Genomic DNA, 14532 nt, shown 5'->3' with positions numbered 1-14532 from the left:
GTTTTTGGTTACTGATCATATCGACGAATGATGAACGGATAATCGTTTCCCTCGACCGCATCATAATGTATTTCGGAAGTAATCTGAAATGAAGACGGGATTTCGGGATAATGTACATCTCCAGAAAGAACCGCATCAATTTCGGTGACATACAAGCGGCGAGCAAGAGGAAGCGTTTGAGCAAACAACTCTCCACCACCAATTAAAAAGACTTCTTCTTCTGAATCGACGTATGGTTGTAAAGCAGATAGATCATGCCATACCGTTACACCTTCGGCTGCAAACGTCTGATCGCGCGTAATGACGATGTTCTCTCGACCGGGCAACGGTCTTCCGATGGATTCGAACGTCTTTCGTCCCATGATGATCGGTTTGCCAATCGTCGTACGTTTGAAGTGAGCCAAATCAGCTGGAAGATGCCAAGGCATCGCATTGTCACGACCGATGACATGATTTTTTGTATACGCTACGATATGTGTGATCATACGGCTACCACACCTTTAATGTGAGGATCAGGATCATAGCCTTCAATGATGATGTCTTCGAAGCGGAAGTCTTCGATACGATCGACTGTTCGAGCGAAGCGCAGCGTCGGTAATTTTTTAGGGGTACGTGTCAACTGAAGATTGACTTGTTCCACATGGTTCGAATAGATATGAGCGTCACCGAGCGTATGAACGAAGTCTCCGACTTCAAGTCCACACACATGAGCAATCATATGTGTCAGTAACGCATAAGATGCAATATTGAATGGTACGCCTAAGAAAACATCAGCTGAACGTTGATACAATTGGCATGATAGTTTTCCGTCAGCGACATAAAATTGGAACAAGAGATGACAGGGCGGTAAAGCCATCTCATCGACTTGTCCAGGATTCCAAGCACTGACGATCAAACGACGAGAATCCGGATTCGTCTTGATCTGTTCAATGACTTGTGCCAGCTGATCAACCGTCGTGCCATCTGGACGTGGAAAAGAGCGCCATTGTGCTCCGTAAACAGGACCTAGATCTCCGTTCTCATCTGCCCATTCGTTCCAAATCCGCACACCATTTTCCTGTAGATAACGAATATTCGTATCACCCGAGATGAACCAAATCAACTCATGGATGATCGACTTCATATGTAACTTTTTCGTCGTAATGAGAGGAAAGCCATCTTGAAGGGAGAAGCGCATTTGGTGACCAAACACGCTGAGCGTTCCCGTTCCCGTCCGGTCTTCCTTTTTTGTTCCGTGTTCCAAAATGTGTTCGCAAAGTGCATGATATTGTTCCATCGGATGACAGCTCCTTTTCAAAAAATCCAAATTTCATTGTACCATAAATTAAGATTTTGAGGATGTCGGTAAATGTCTTGCGAATAGATAGCGGAATAAACCAAAGAGCGGAATCACGTCTTGCCACTTTAATGACTGTGCATTCCGAAGACGAATGCGCCGGAGCAAATAGACTTGTAGAATGTAGAATAATAACAAATCGACGGTCATCGTTCGAACGAATTGATTGGTCTCAAAGTAGATGCGGAATATACTCCAATCAGACCGAGCAAGAGCAATCCACAGCAATAATGTCGTCACGACGCTAAGTAAGGCGACGACGGTCGGAATCCATCCTCGACGACGAAAAGGAAGAAAAGTTTTCCTAGGAATAGCGAGAGCGACATAAGGCATCAACACGAAGGCACCTAAGAAGAAGGATCCAATACTTGCGACGAGCGGTCCGGGTCGCATGAATCGTTTCTCATCTAGAAATAGTAAAAAGAAAGCGAACGGATAAATACCGAGTAAGGCAAATAAACTTAAAGCAGAAGTATCAAATTGACTTTGGTCGAAACGTAAAAACGAAATCAAGAAACCTTCCGGAAAGACACGATTATTTCCAAATAATAAGATGAAGACAATAGCAATCGTCCAGACAAGGAAGAGCAAATATCGACGATACATTTATCCACACTCCTTTCTCATACCTTTCTTTCCCATCATCTTGGATGTAGTAAACACCTGTATTTCATATTTCATGATATCAAATATGTAGAGGTTCTTGCTTGAGCACCTCTCATGGACATGTTAAGATGACGTTGTGAGAATTGAAAGCGCTTTTACGAATTGATGCAATCGTTTGCTCAATATTGTAGCACGTTACGTACATAAAAGAGGAGAGTGTTGAGGATGGAACGTAAATGGTGGCATGATAGTGTCGTTTATCAAATTTACCCACGTAGTTACAATGATTCAAATGGGGATGGAATCGGTGACTTGAATGGGATCATCGAAAAGTTGGATTATTTGAAGACGCTTGGTATCGACGTCATCTGGCTAAGTCCTGTCTACGATTCACCGAACGACGATAATGGCTATGACATCCGTGATTATGAAGCCATCATGAAGGAATTCGGAACGATGGATGATTTTGATCGTCTTCTAGATGAGGCACATGCACGAGATATCAAAATCGTCATGGACCTCGTCATCAATCATTCGTCAGATGAACATCAGTGGTTCGCGGAATCGCGTCAAAGCAAGGACAATCCGTATCGGGATTATTACATGTGGCGCCCAGCAAATCCAGACGGTTCGCTACCAAACAACTGGGGATCGATTTTCTCTGGACCTGCCTGGGAATATGATGAAACAACGAATGAATACTATCTTCACTTATTCTCGAAGAAACAGCCTGACTTGAACTGGGAAAATGAACAGATGCGTCACGATGTGTACGGGATGATTCGTCGGTGGTTGGATCGAGGGATTGACGGTTTCCGAATGGACGTCATCAACTTGATTTCGAAGACACCGGGACTACCAAATGCGACGGTCCATCCAGGAGCATTGTATGGAGATGGTGGAGAACATTATATCAATGGACCACGTGTTCATGAATTTTTACACGAAATGAATGAAGCCTCTTTCGGTAAATACGATGTCCTGACAGTCGGTGAGATGCCAGGAGCGACGACGGATGATGCCATTCTATATACAGATCCGGCACGTAAAGAGGTCAACATGGTCTTTACGTTCGAACATATGGATCTCGATTCAGGTCCGAATGGGAAGTGGGACGTCATTCCGTTTGATTTACTTAAACTCAAGCAAAATTTCACCAAGTGGCAGACGGCGTTACATGAGACGGGCTGGAACTCGCTCTATTGGAACAACCACGATCAACCCCGTGTCGTCAGTCGATTCGGTAATGACACGACGTACCGCGTCGAGTCAGCTAAGATGCTTGCTACATTGTTGCATTTGTTAAAAGGGACGCCATATATCTATCAAGGCGAGGAAATCGGCATGACGAACGTCGCTTTTGAAGACATCGCGGACTATGAAGATATCGAAATTCGGAACATGTGGAAAGAACGTACGGAACAAGGGGCATCACCGGCTGAACTACTACGTTCTATCCATATCAAAGGACGCGACAATGCGCGGACACCGATGCAGTGGGATGCGTCGGAGAACGCTGGTTTCTCGACGGGAACACCATGGTTGAAGGTCAATCCAAACTATCCGGAAATCAACGTCGAACAGGCGCTTGCAGATGAGCAGTCCATCTTTTATTACTATCAACAGTTGATTCGTCTACGACATGATCATGAACTCGTTGTGTATGGTCGCTATCAACTCTTACTCGAAGATCATCCGGAAGTATACGCCTACTCACGGACGCTTGAAGGGGAGACATGGTATGTTTACTGTTCGTTTGCGGATCATGATGTGAACATTCCGTCTACGCATGATACGTCAGACCGGGTCATCGGAAACTATGATGGGTCCGCTGTTACCGACGAACTCACGCTTCGACCTTACGAAGCCGTCGTCTTCCGTACGTTTGAAGGATGATTCATCTAGGCACAAAACAGAGGGCTGACTCAAAAAAAGAATGACGCGTCTTTTCACGCCCTTTCCTCAGGCGAGACACAAGCCGGTTTTCCTGCTTCATTCAAGCAGGAAAGCGGGTCTTGTTTGTCTTTGAAGCGCATAAATGCGCTTATTCCTGTAAGAGTTGCGTGTGACGCGTCATTTTTTTACGAGAAAAGGGTGGCAGATCATCATTCTGCCACCCTTTCCTTTGTAGAGACTGACTTTTGAGTCAGCTAAATAAATTATCGTTCCAATTGAGCAACTTGTTTAACCTGAGCGATGATCGTATCGCGATCAGTCGTTGACGGATTGAGGCGGATGCCATACAGTCTCTCGGGACCCACTGGCTTCTCATGCAATAACTGACCTTCGATGCATAAAGGTTCTTGACCCTCGATCAATGAGAACTCAACAACGATTTTCATTGATTTGTGAAGTGGAAGTTTTAGTTCTGTGCTGATTGCTAGTCCGTTCGGTGAGATATTATGAATTTTCATCAGTCCATTGGGAGTACGCTGGTTATTTTTCAATAAATGAAATTCACCTGTTATTGGTTTTTTCAGCGTATATCGAAATGGTTCATTCCGTTTGATTTTCATGTAGGCACCTCCACTCCCATTATCCGACAATTTCGTCAAGTCTTCTAGTTTTTTTTAGGTCATGCAGCAGCGTCTGTCGATTGTTTCGTTGGGTGGATACGTTTTGCTAAATACATGAATGGTGTCGCGAACCAAGCGACGACGAATTTCGCAAGATACGTCGTAATGAAGATTTGCCACCAGATGGAGAAGGGCATATCGTGAAAGGCAATCGCACAAAACGTCAACGTATCAAGCAATTGACTTAATACGGTTGACCCTGTCGTCCGTAACCAAAGCTTACGTTCGCCTGTCTTCTGACGGATCTTTGAATAGATAAAGACATCGAATAGTTGCGAGACGAGATAAGCGGCAAGACTACCAACAGCAATCCATGGTAAGAGTCCAAACAATAAATGCAAGGAATCGGATGTTTCGAGTGCAGCCTTATCAGCAAGTGGTGTATACAAGAGACTGAACTGCATGAGGACGGTCGTCGTGATCAGGGAGAAGAACCCCATATAGACGCCTTTACGAGCGACCTGTTTTCCGTATTTTTCATTGAGGATATCTGTCGCTAGATAACAACTGCCATACACGACGTTTCCTAACGTGAAGACGAAACCAAAAATATCGACGGTTTGTGTAACTTGGATGTTTGCAATGATTGTTGCGATGGCAATCCACATCAACAATCCTGTCTTACCAAATAAATAATAACTGAAAATCAATAATCCCATCGTTAAAAAAATGGAAGGGATCCATAACCATTCGTTCATGAGATGTACTCCTTTCTGTTCATACAGATGAAAATTGTACGCTGAAATTCATCAACTGTCAAAGGTGACGAAGAGATGAGGGCATTAAAAAAAGACCATGAGTTTCATGGTCTTTCGGACGGTCTTTAGCCCATTCGTTGCAGAGAGTACCGACGACGTCTTCCTTTGACGTAATAGTTCTCTGTCGACGTAAAATCATTCGCTTCCAAAATGCGTTTTGCAAACGAAGCGTGTGATGATTGTTCAAGGACACGCGCGCGTACTTCGTGACGATCTAGTACCCCAGAATACGTCAATGCTTCAGCAACTGCTTGAGTAGCTAGACCCCGACGCGTATAGGGATCAAACACCATGAAGTCGAGTTGGAAGTAGTGACCCATTTTTAAGAGCAGAACCCGCCCCACGATCGTATCCGCTTCAACGATATCAAAGTAATAATCTTCAGGATAGCTGTGCTCGACGGAATCAAAAGCCCGCTCTTCTCCAAGCTCATGGTCATACCCTTTGATTTCTTGCGGAGTCAGTCCATATGCTTGCTCGCCATACTTCAAGAAATGATCGTACTCAGCTTGATCGACATGACGTAATGTTCGACGTCTTAATTCCATCACAAAATCCTCCCTCATCCCAATTGATGCTTCGTTTACATTATAGCGATACCCTTCGTGCAATTGCAAAAATTAACTGGAATCGATCCGCAGGAAGAAATCTGAAAAAAGTCATTCTGTAATCATCTTGTGATTGTTTTAATTACCTCGGAATATGGTAAAGTAATGATGTAGACAACTGCATACTGGAAGGGGCTGGAAAACGTGTTCACAGAACGTGACGGAATCAAATTGCGTCTAGAGCAAATCGAACGATTGTATTCGGACTTGAATCGTGAAGCGAAACAATTGACGGAACGCTTACGCCAATTAGATGAACAAGGGGATGAAGTTCAACATGATCTTTCCCTTAATAAAGAAGACCGCGATCATTTGAAGTCAAGCATCGATGAGACGCTACAAGCACTCATGAAGCGGACGACGGTCGATGCAAAAGTCGAACAGGAAAAGCAAGAAGATCTGATTTCGAAAAAAGCATTGATTGAAGACATCGAAGGATTATTGAAGAAAAAGAAATGAGCTAGCTCCGGCTAGCTTATTTTTTTATGGAGGAACACATTATGAAACCAACCATTGGACTGACGACATGTCTTCGTCCGACTGACGACGTACATCATCGCGTGAAGCAGTTGTTAGCGGATGAAACGATACATTTTATCTACGTCGTGCGTCAGAAAAAAAGCATAGAACACTTGCAACAGGAGACAGGGTTACCGGTGCTTGTCGTCGATAAACAGCGGCTTGATTTATATCCACTAGGCGAGACGACATCGTTCTTTTTCCATCCTTCAAGTGCGGTGTTTCGCATCAAACAAATTGATGCAGGTGGAGGAGATCCACTAGTTTCAATCGGACGCTTATCGGAAGGGATGCATGTGTTAGATTGTACGCTTGGACTCGGGGCAGATGCGATCGTCATGAGTCATGCCATCGGAGAGCGGGGGCGGATCATCGGTTTAGAGAGCCGGATTGAGACAGCATTTGTCGTCAAGAACGGATTAAAACGGTGGGAAGAATCCTACGAACCGATCAATCAAGCAATGCGACGAATTGAAGTGAAAGTCAAACACCATCTTGCCTATTTGAAAGAATGTCCGGATCATTCTTTTGATGTCATCTACTTTGACCCCATGTTCGAACAGACCGTCGAAGAATCGACGCATCTCGACGCTTTACGAACGCTTGCGAATTATGAAGCCTTATCCGAAGAAGCGATGATGGAGGCGAAGCGTGTGGCACGTCAGCGCATCGTTTTAAAAGCACATTATGAGAGCCCATTATTTGAACGGTTTGGGTTCGAACGAACAAAGCGGAAGTCGTCGAAGTTGCATTATGGTGTGATTGAACTGTAAGTCAAAAAAGACCTCTGCCGGAAAATCGGCAGAGGTCTTACTCGTTATTCGCTGATTATTGAACAGCGTCTTTTAATTCGTCTTCCATCTCTTCAAACGTTTCCTGAACGGCATTGACCGGTTGTTTCGTCATCAAGCTGACAACGACCGTAAAGATCAAGCTTGTGAAGAATCCAGGTACCATTTCGTAAAGCGTCGTACTAAGTCCGAGTTGAACCCAGATGATGACAGTCAAGGCACCTGAGATGATACCAGCCAGTGCACCTTGTTTCGTCATCCGTTTCCAGTAGAGAGAAAGCAAGATGATCGGACCAAAGGCAGAACCGAATCCAGCCCATGCATAACCGACAAGTGCAAGAATCGTCGCTGACGGATTCCACGCGAGCACACTTGCGATGATCGCAACGACAAGAACGGCAATTCGACCTGTTAAGACGAGTTCTTTATCTGATGCATCTTTTTTCAAGAACGTCTTATAAAAATCTTCTGTCAACGCACTTGAAGTAACAAGCAATTGTGATGAAATCGTCGACATGATTGCTGCAAGAATCGCAGCCATTAAGAATCCTGTGATATACGGGTGGAATAGTACATCCGAGAAACGAATAAAGACCGTTTCCGGGTCGCCAAGTCCATTGCCTTGTCCTTCGAAATAGGCAATCCCGACAAGACCAGTCATCATCGCACCGATGATTGAGACGAACATCCAACCGATCCCGATACGACGGGCACTTTTTAAATCTTTAACGGAACGAATCGCCATAAAGCGGACGATGATGTGTGGTTGACCGAAGTAACCAAGTCCCCAGGCAAGGAATCCGATGATTCCAAGTGCAGTTGTTCCTTTGAGTGGATCAAACAACGAAGGGTCTAATTTTTCAGCATAGTTGTATGCACCATCGATTCCACCGACGTCCGTTAATGCGACAATCGGTACAAGAACGAGTGCGATGAACATGATACAGCCCTGGACGAAGTCGGTCCAACTAACTGCGAGAAAACCGCCGAAAAGTGTGTAGGCGATTACGACCGCAATCGTCAAGAGCATACCATAGTGGTAATCAAATCCGAATGAGCTGACGAACAATTTTCCGCCAGATACGATTCCAGCTGATGTGTAGAATGTGAAGAAGATGATGATGACGAGTGCTGATACAGTACGAAGCACGCGTGATTTGTCTTCAAAACGATTCTCTAAGAAATCAGGGATTGTAATCGAGTCGTTCGCCATTTCCGTATAAAGCCGAAAGCGTGGTGCGAGTACTAAATAGTTTACGTAACATCCAATCAATAATCCGAGTGCGAGCCAGAGTGCTGATACACCTGTCGCGTACATGGCGCCGGGAAGTCCCATGAGCATCCATCCACTCATATCCGATGCACCAGCAGAGAGTGCTGTGACACCTGGACCGAGATCGCGTCCGCCTAACATGTAATCTTCTGTATTCGTCGTTCGCTTGTAGGCAAAATAACCGATTGCCAACATGAGAACAAGATACAGGATGATCGAAATCCATTCTTGCGTCATAAAGTTAAATCCTCCAAATGCAATAGTTTTTTTTCAGCGATCAAGCATGTATTGACTCATTCGCCAAATGATATGTTCCCCACCTTACAGGGGATAAAACGACTTTGCAAGTCACGTCAAATTCATGAAAAGTACCGCTACGCCTAGTGCCTTAAGGGGTTGGGACGGTTTTAGTCCCTGTTGAAGTTCACCAATTTGAAATATTCAGAATAATAAAACGAAAAATAAATGACCCTAATAAATTAGGATCATTCGTGTCATGTTAATGGGTCCAAAACTGTTGGTATGCGGTGCTTAAACGGTCTAATGCCTGATCTAATTGTGCACGAGGACATCCGATATTTAACCGTTCAAATGTTTCTCCGCCAGATCCGAACGAAGAACCATGTGTTAGAGCGAGTTTTGCCTCCTTGACGAGCCAATCTGCTCGTGTTTTACTGTCTAGTTTGAGTGCTTTGAAGTCGATCCACAACAGGAAAGTTGATTCTGGAATGACAACGTCTAGTTTTGGCATCTCTTGGCGAATCCGACGAATAGCATGGTCACGATTTCCTTCTAAATACACAAGTAATTGTGAAAGCCATTGTTCACTCGCAACATCACCATACGCTGCTGTAATAGCAGTTGAAGCTAATGCATTCGGGTGAACGAAATGACGCTGCTGGATACGCTCGATCTGTTGACGAATCGAGTTGTCAGGTACGATCAGATAAGACGCATAGAGACCCGGAATATTGAACGTTTTGGATGGTGCACTTACTAAAATGAGTTTTTCATAATCCAAACCAAGAATAGGCGTGTGCACGGAACCTGTATAGACGAGGTCCGCATGAATCTCATCGGATACAAGGTAAACATCATGTTGCTTCGCGAGTTCGACGATTTGTTGTAATTCTTCTCTCGGATAGACTTTACCGCTTGGATTATGCGGGCTACAGAGAATCATCATACGTGCTGTTCGCATTTGTCGTTCGAGAAGTGGAAAGTCGGTCTGGTACGTCTCACCGTCTAAAAGAAGCGGACTTTCAATGAGTTGTCGTTGATTAGACTGAATGATTTGATGAAATGGAGGATAGACCGGTGTTTGGATGATGATTTCATCACTTGGTTCAGTCAATGCTAGGACAGTATGCGCAAGTCCAGGAACGACACCGCTTGAATAAAGAATGGAATCAGTAGTGATTGATACGTCATACCGCTTTTGAAACCAATGCTGAATCGCTCGTTTTGCTTCGTCTTCAAACATCGAGTAACCGAAATGACCTGTAGCAGCACGTCTTGTCAATCGTTCTGTCAAATGGTGTGGTGGACGGACGTCCATGTCGGCAACCCACATCGGAATCAGCTCATCTGATCCATACAGCGAAGGGAGCCCGTCCCACTTGACGGATCCTGTATTTCGTTTCTCGATCGTTTCATCGAAATTGATTTGTTCCATCAGACTTCACTCCTGTTCTTCAATAATTGAATGACTCCATTTCACCATAGCGGATAGGGAGAGAGTGGGGCAAGTCGAAAAAATAAAGGTTTAACTTTTATTCGATAAGGAAATTACTAAACTCGAACCTACCATAACGGAACGGAGTGATGATCATGTTGCATTCTAAAGTAGTCGTCGGGCGATCGCCTGAAGAATTAGAGGAAAGACTAAATGACTTTTTTGAAAATAATGGGGTCGGATCGAACGCCATCATTACATTAAAATTTTCAACATTCGTTGCGTCTAAAGCGGATGAACATTATTCAGTTTTAGTCGTTTATGATAACTCGCTAACGAAAACTACATTGTAAATTAGTGACAAGAAGTTGAGCTGAAAAAGCATCGACTTCTTGTTTTGTCTTTTTCTATAAGTTATACTAGAATCAGGTTTTGCAAGCTTCCGTAGGTTAATGGCAGACCTCAGCAATGGTAATGCTGCAGTGCGAGTTCGATTCTCGCCGGAAGCATAGTCACGTCTTCCGTCTCAAGTGATATATACTTGAAACGGAAGACTTTTTTCATGAGTTCGATATTTTTGATTTGAGGAGTGACCTCCATGCATCCAGTCATTCAATCTGTTGGTGATAAGATCAAGCAAGAACGAAAAAAACAAGGAATGACACAAAAAGCACTTTGTGAGGGAATTTGTAGTCAGGCTGAAATCAGTAAAATCGAAAATGGTCGAAATTCACCGACGATTGATCTGTTGCAGCAGATTTGTCGAAGACTACGCATCCCGATTTCATTGTTTTTTGAAGATGAGATCGTCTCACAAAAATTAAATGAAATTGATCAAAGAATGTTGCGCCATATGAGAGAGAAAACTTACTCAGCTATGGAGAAGGATTTAGAAGAATATGCGAAATCAAATACTGTGTTTGAAATTCAAGTGTTAACTCAGTATCATCAAAAGCTATTATTGCATGAAAAAGGAAACATCGATTTTAGAACATGTATCTCTGCTTTATTAAAATTAGTTATCGAAGAAAGTTTAGTTGAAAAGTCATTTCTTCTCTATACAAGAATTCAGATGGCAATCGCTGTTTTATATACGAATCATGAGGATTACATGCATTCTCACCAAATTTACAAAGAGTTATTAAAACTACCTTATCGAACACGCGAGTATAAAAAAATTAAAATGAAAATCATATATAACTACTTACGTAACTTATATCGATTAAAGAGATTTGAGGAAGGGTTAAAAGAAGTTGAACACGCAATAAAAGAAACAAAAGAGCTAGAAGATTTAACATACATTGGTCACTTTTATTATCAAAAGGGCTTCTTTTTAGAAGCGTTAAACGCTTCCGAGAAAAGTATTAAAGAAGCGTATACGATTGCTTATTCATTTTTCACAGCGACGAATAATCACGCATACCGAAAAATTCTTGAGACACATTTATCAGAGCTATTGCTATTTCCTGTAGATGGAAGTGAGTGAGGAATGATGAAGATGGATGATTTAACTTCATCAATCGGTGCAAAAATTAAACAATTACGTATCGAAAATCAAATGACCCAAAAAAGAACTATGTGACGGTATTTGTAGCCAAGCTGAGATTAGTAAAATCGAGAACGGCTTAAATTCACCAACCGTAGAATTATTACAAAAAATTGCCGCTCGTTTAAATAGTCCGATTGCACTTTTATTCGAGAATCCTCAAGCTAATGAAGAAATAGATTTTTTTGATAAATTTATTTCAGATCAACTTCGAGAAGAGAATTTTGATCAAATCATACAATTCATTTCAAAGTATGATTACAAAGATAATATGAATTTAATCATATTAAGTGCTTACTTTCGGATCATCGTGGATATGAAACAAAATCGGTTTGATTTTAGAACAGCCACTTCCTTATTAAGTAACCTTTTAAACGAGTATGATGTTTGGAACGAATCCATTTCTTTATTCATTCGGATTAAAACGGCAATTGCCAATATATATGCTGAACATGAGTTATATCATTTAACTACAGGTACTTATTCCGACATTGAAACGCTATTAGAACGACTCAAAAGTTCCTTATATATTACTTCTTTGATAAAAATCTATTTTAATCATGCTCAAATTCTTTTGTATCAAGATTTATTTGAAGAAGCGAATGTGTTTATTCAAAAAGGAATTAATTTATGCTTAGAATCTCAACAGACTTTTCTGTTAGGGCATTTTTATTTTCAATTAGGAAATTATCAAGAAGCTGTCGGTACCGCTTTATTTCAAAAGACATATACGATAGCTTATACATTGTTACACGCATTTGAATTTCAAACGACGAAACAATTAGTCGTTGACTTAAAGAAAGATTATTTATTGTTTACTTTTGAGTCTACCGTTAAACACGAAGCATGATTCAAAACACAGTGTGACGTTTTAAGATATTTGGAGGATTTGATAAAATGGTTAATGCTAATCCAATTGGAGAAAACTTAAAACGATTTCGTGTTCAAAAGGGGTACTCTCAAAAAGAACTATGTGCTGATTTATGTAGTCAAGCTGAAATTAGTAAAATTGAAAACGGCTTAAATTCTCCGACTGTTGATTTATTACAACAACTTGCTGTAAGGTTGCAAGTTCCCATCTCTTTGTTGTTTCAAGAACATACCGATGAGGAAAAGTTCTTTCAACTAGATCGATTCTTGTCCGATTTGCTTCGAGAAGAGAAATACAAAGAGGCGTTAGAGCGAATTCACCAGCAAGAAAAGGATAGCATCGTCGAAATCGACATTTTAAAAAGCTACATCAAGACGATCATTGACCTAAAGCAAAATCGAATCGATTTTCGGGCAGCGGCAAGCCTACTCAGCAACTTGTTGATTGAAAAAGAAGTCTGGTCTCAGTCCATTCAATTGTTCATTCGAATCAAAATGGCAATTGCGAATATGTATTCAGAGCAGGACTTATTTTATTTAACGGAATCCGTGTATCAGGAATTAGAAAATGAAATCGAAGTTCTTCAATCCACTACCCATCTAAATGCGCTATTGAAAATTTACTTCAATCATTGTCAGATTCTTGAGTACCAAGGGAAGTCTGAGGAAAGTATCGTCATCGCCAAAAAAGGATATGAGTTATGCTTGATGCATAATCATACATTTCTATTCGGTCATTTTTATTATCAACTCGCTCACTATGATGAATACTCAGGTGAGGATGAGAAGTCACTCCAAAAACAGTATTCAGTCGCCTATGCACTATTTCATGCATTTGAACACGACGTTCGGAAAAAGATGATTCTTCGTATGAAGGAACCGTATATGTTGTTTACCTTTGAGAATTAATAAAAAGGATACGTAACCTTCTTGGTAAACAAGAAGGTTTTTTCATGAAAAGTGCAACTCGTTTATTTCAAAGAGGTGATTAGATGAAGGACGAACATCCAATTGGTAAAAAACTAAAATTTTTTCGACAGTTGAATGGTTTATCGCAAAAAGATCTGAGTGCAGGGATTTGTAGTCAAGCTGAAATTAGTAAGATTGAGAACGGGAAGACGATGCCGACTGTGGAATTATTACGACAAATCGCAACAGTACTTCGTGTTCCTATATCAGACTTATTAAAGAGCGATTCTGAACATCAATTGGAGCAGGCAAATATCATTGATCAAAAACTTAGTACCTTACTACGCGAGAATGCTTTTGATGAATGTTCTCATGAAATGAAACAAATCTCAGTAGAGGATTCTGCTGATGAAATAAGACGATTAATAACCTACTATGAAATTGTGATTGATTATCGAAAAAAACAAGTTGATTATCGAACGACCTCCGTTTTATTTACGCGATGGATGGATCAAGAGGATTTATGGGTGAAAGATCCGATGCTTTACTTTCGAATCAAGATGGCATTATCCATTTTATATGCAGAGTGCGGACAGTATCAACAAGCAGAAAAAATTTATGATGAAGTATTACGCATCACTACAGAAATCAGTGGTCTGAAGAGTGAGCGACTAAAGATCCTTTATAACTATGCAAAATTATTATATAAAATGGATCAGTCTCAAAAGGGTCTTCGTATCATCGAGGAAGGCATACAGCTCAGTCGACAATTGAGACAGACTTCCTACTTAGCGCACTTGTATTATCAACGTGGCGAGTTTCATGAACGGATGGATACGAATTTTATGCAGATGAAACATGATTATACGATGGCGTATGAATTATTCTCTGCTTTTCAGATGAAACAATACGCTACCATCGTTCTAAAGACGAAACGTTCTTTTCTACAATCTGTACTGGACTAAGATTACTACAAAAAAATACAAGAAAGGGGAAGGAAGTTTGCGTATCGAGTCATTTGGTAAACAAATAAAAAACTACGAATCGAGAAAAATTTAACATAAA

15 protein-coding genes, 1 tRNA gene and 1 pseudogene are annotated in these 14532 nt (G+C 41.5%); 9 read left to right on the top strand and 8 right to left on the bottom strand.

The genetic code is table 11. The features are described from left to right. Positions 1–8: 8 nt before the first annotated feature. From P401_RS0107660 to P401_RS0107650, 3 genes are read right to left on the bottom strand one after another with little or no spacing between them, the layout of a single operon-like run. Entirely contained in the window at positions 9–485 is a 477-nt protein-coding gene (locus P401_RS0107660; protein ID WP_029341961.1) for a dihydrofolate reductase, read from the bottom strand. After that, positions 482–1276, bottom strand: coding sequence for a thymidylate synthase (locus P401_RS0107655; protein WP_029341960.1), 795 nt, complete (start codon positions 1274–1276; stop codon positions 482–484). The genes P401_RS0107660 and P401_RS0107655 overlap by 4 nt, the downstream gene beginning before the upstream one ends. Positions 1277–1324: 48 nt before the next feature. Then, the gene (locus tag P401_RS0107650) at positions 1325–1942 is read right to left on the bottom strand and encodes a hypothetical protein (RefSeq protein WP_029341959.1); all 618 of its coding nucleotides are present in this window, start codon (positions 1940–1942) and stop codon (positions 1325–1327) included. 225 nt (positions 1943–2167) lie between these two features. On the opposite strand from P401_RS0107650, the gene P401_RS0107645 reads away from it, so the two are divergent. Then, positions 2168–3838, top strand: coding sequence for a glycoside hydrolase family 13 protein (locus tag P401_RS0107645; RefSeq protein WP_029341958.1), 1671 nt, complete (start codon positions 2168–2170; stop codon positions 3836–3838). Between the two features lie 263 nt (positions 3839–4101). Here P401_RS0107645 and P401_RS0107640 read toward each other — a convergent pair whose 3' ends face one another. The 3 genes from P401_RS0107640 to P401_RS0107630 all read right to left on the bottom strand — a co-directional run bounded on the left by P401_RS0107640 (position 4102) and on the right by P401_RS0107630 (position 5824). Continuing rightward, positions 4102–4458 carry a PilZ domain-containing protein gene (locus tag P401_RS0107640; protein WP_029341957.1) on the bottom strand — a complete coding sequence of 119 codons (357 nt, stop codon included), beginning with the start codon at positions 4456–4458 and terminating at the stop codon, positions 4102–4104. Between the two features lie 59 nt (positions 4459–4517). Next, on the bottom strand, positions 4518–5216 hold the full coding sequence (locus tag P401_RS0107635) for a queuosine precursor transporter (RefSeq protein WP_029341956.1): 699 nt from the start codon (positions 5214–5216) through the stop codon (positions 4518–4520). Between the two features lie 125 nt (positions 5217–5341). Further along, a complete protein-coding gene (locus P401_RS0107630) occupies positions 5342–5824 on the bottom strand; it encodes a GNAT family N-acetyltransferase (RefSeq protein WP_029341955.1) in 483 nt (160 codons plus the stop codon). 204 nt (positions 5825–6028) lie between these two features. On the opposite strand from P401_RS0107630, the gene P401_RS0107625 reads away from it, so the two are divergent. Further along, positions 6029–6343 (top strand): hypothetical protein, encoded by a 315-nt coding sequence (locus P401_RS0107625; protein WP_023468579.1) that lies wholly within the window; start codon positions 6029–6031, stop codon positions 6341–6343. A 41-nt stretch (positions 6344–6384) separates the two neighbouring features. Continuing rightward, positions 6385–7176 carry a class I SAM-dependent methyltransferase gene (locus tag P401_RS0107620; RefSeq protein ID WP_231925629.1) on the top strand — a complete coding sequence of 264 codons (792 nt, stop codon included), beginning with the start codon at positions 6385–6387 and terminating at the stop codon, positions 7174–7176. Between the two features lie 55 nt (positions 7177–7231). On the opposite strand, the gene putP is transcribed toward P401_RS0107620, so the two are convergent. Both putP and P401_RS0107610 read right to left on the bottom strand, forming a co-directional pair. Further along, positions 7232–8704 (bottom strand): sodium/proline symporter PutP, encoded by a 1473-nt coding sequence (gene putP / locus P401_RS0107615; RefSeq protein WP_029341953.1) that lies wholly within the window; start codon positions 8702–8704, stop codon positions 7232–7234. A 262-nt stretch (positions 8705–8966) separates the two neighbouring features. After that, entirely contained in the window at positions 8967–10142 is a 1176-nt protein-coding gene (locus P401_RS0107610; protein WP_029341952.1) for a MalY/PatB family protein, read from the bottom strand. Between the two features lie 438 nt (positions 10143–10580). Between P401_RS0107610 and P401_RS0107600 the strand changes: the two genes are divergently transcribed. From P401_RS0107600 to P401_RS0107580, 6 genes and pseudogenes are all read left to right on the top strand, one after another. Continuing rightward, positions 10581–10651 (top strand) — tRNA-Thr (locus tag P401_RS0107600). An 89-nt stretch (positions 10652–10740) separates the two neighbouring features. Continuing rightward, positions 10741–11628, top strand: a complete 888-nt coding sequence (locus P401_RS0107595; RefSeq protein WP_029341950.1) for a helix-turn-helix domain-containing protein — start codon at positions 10741–10743, stop codon at positions 11626–11628. Positions 11629–11722: 94 nt separating this feature from the next. Beyond that, a pseudogene (locus P401_RS19155) lies at positions 11723–11821 on the top strand (helix-turn-helix domain-containing protein); the annotation flags it as partial. Next, the gene (locus tag P401_RS0107590) at positions 11801–12538 is read left to right on the top strand and encodes a hypothetical protein (RefSeq protein WP_331456331.1); all 738 of its coding nucleotides are present in this window, start codon (positions 11801–11803) and stop codon (positions 12536–12538) included. The pseudogene P401_RS19155 and the gene P401_RS0107590, both read left to right, overlap by 21 nt. Positions 12539–12585: 47 nt before the next feature. Then, a complete protein-coding gene (locus P401_RS0107585; protein ID WP_029341948.1) occupies positions 12586–13467 on the top strand; it encodes a helix-turn-helix domain-containing protein in 882 nt (293 codons plus the stop codon). An 83-nt stretch (positions 13468–13550) separates the two neighbouring features. Beyond that, positions 13551–14432, top strand: coding sequence for a helix-turn-helix domain-containing protein (locus tag P401_RS0107580; protein WP_029341947.1), 882 nt, complete (start codon positions 13551–13553; stop codon positions 14430–14432). Positions 14433–14532: the final 100 nt, after the last annotated feature.

It is taken from the genome of Exiguobacterium acetylicum DSM 20416 (assembly GCF_000702605.1).
GTDB classification, from domain to species: domain Bacteria; phylum Bacillota; class Bacilli; order Exiguobacteriales; family Exiguobacteriaceae; genus Exiguobacterium_A; species Exiguobacterium_A acetylicum.
Note: the sequence above shows the minus strand (reverse complement) of the source record. Positions and strands in the feature narration are given on the sequence as shown.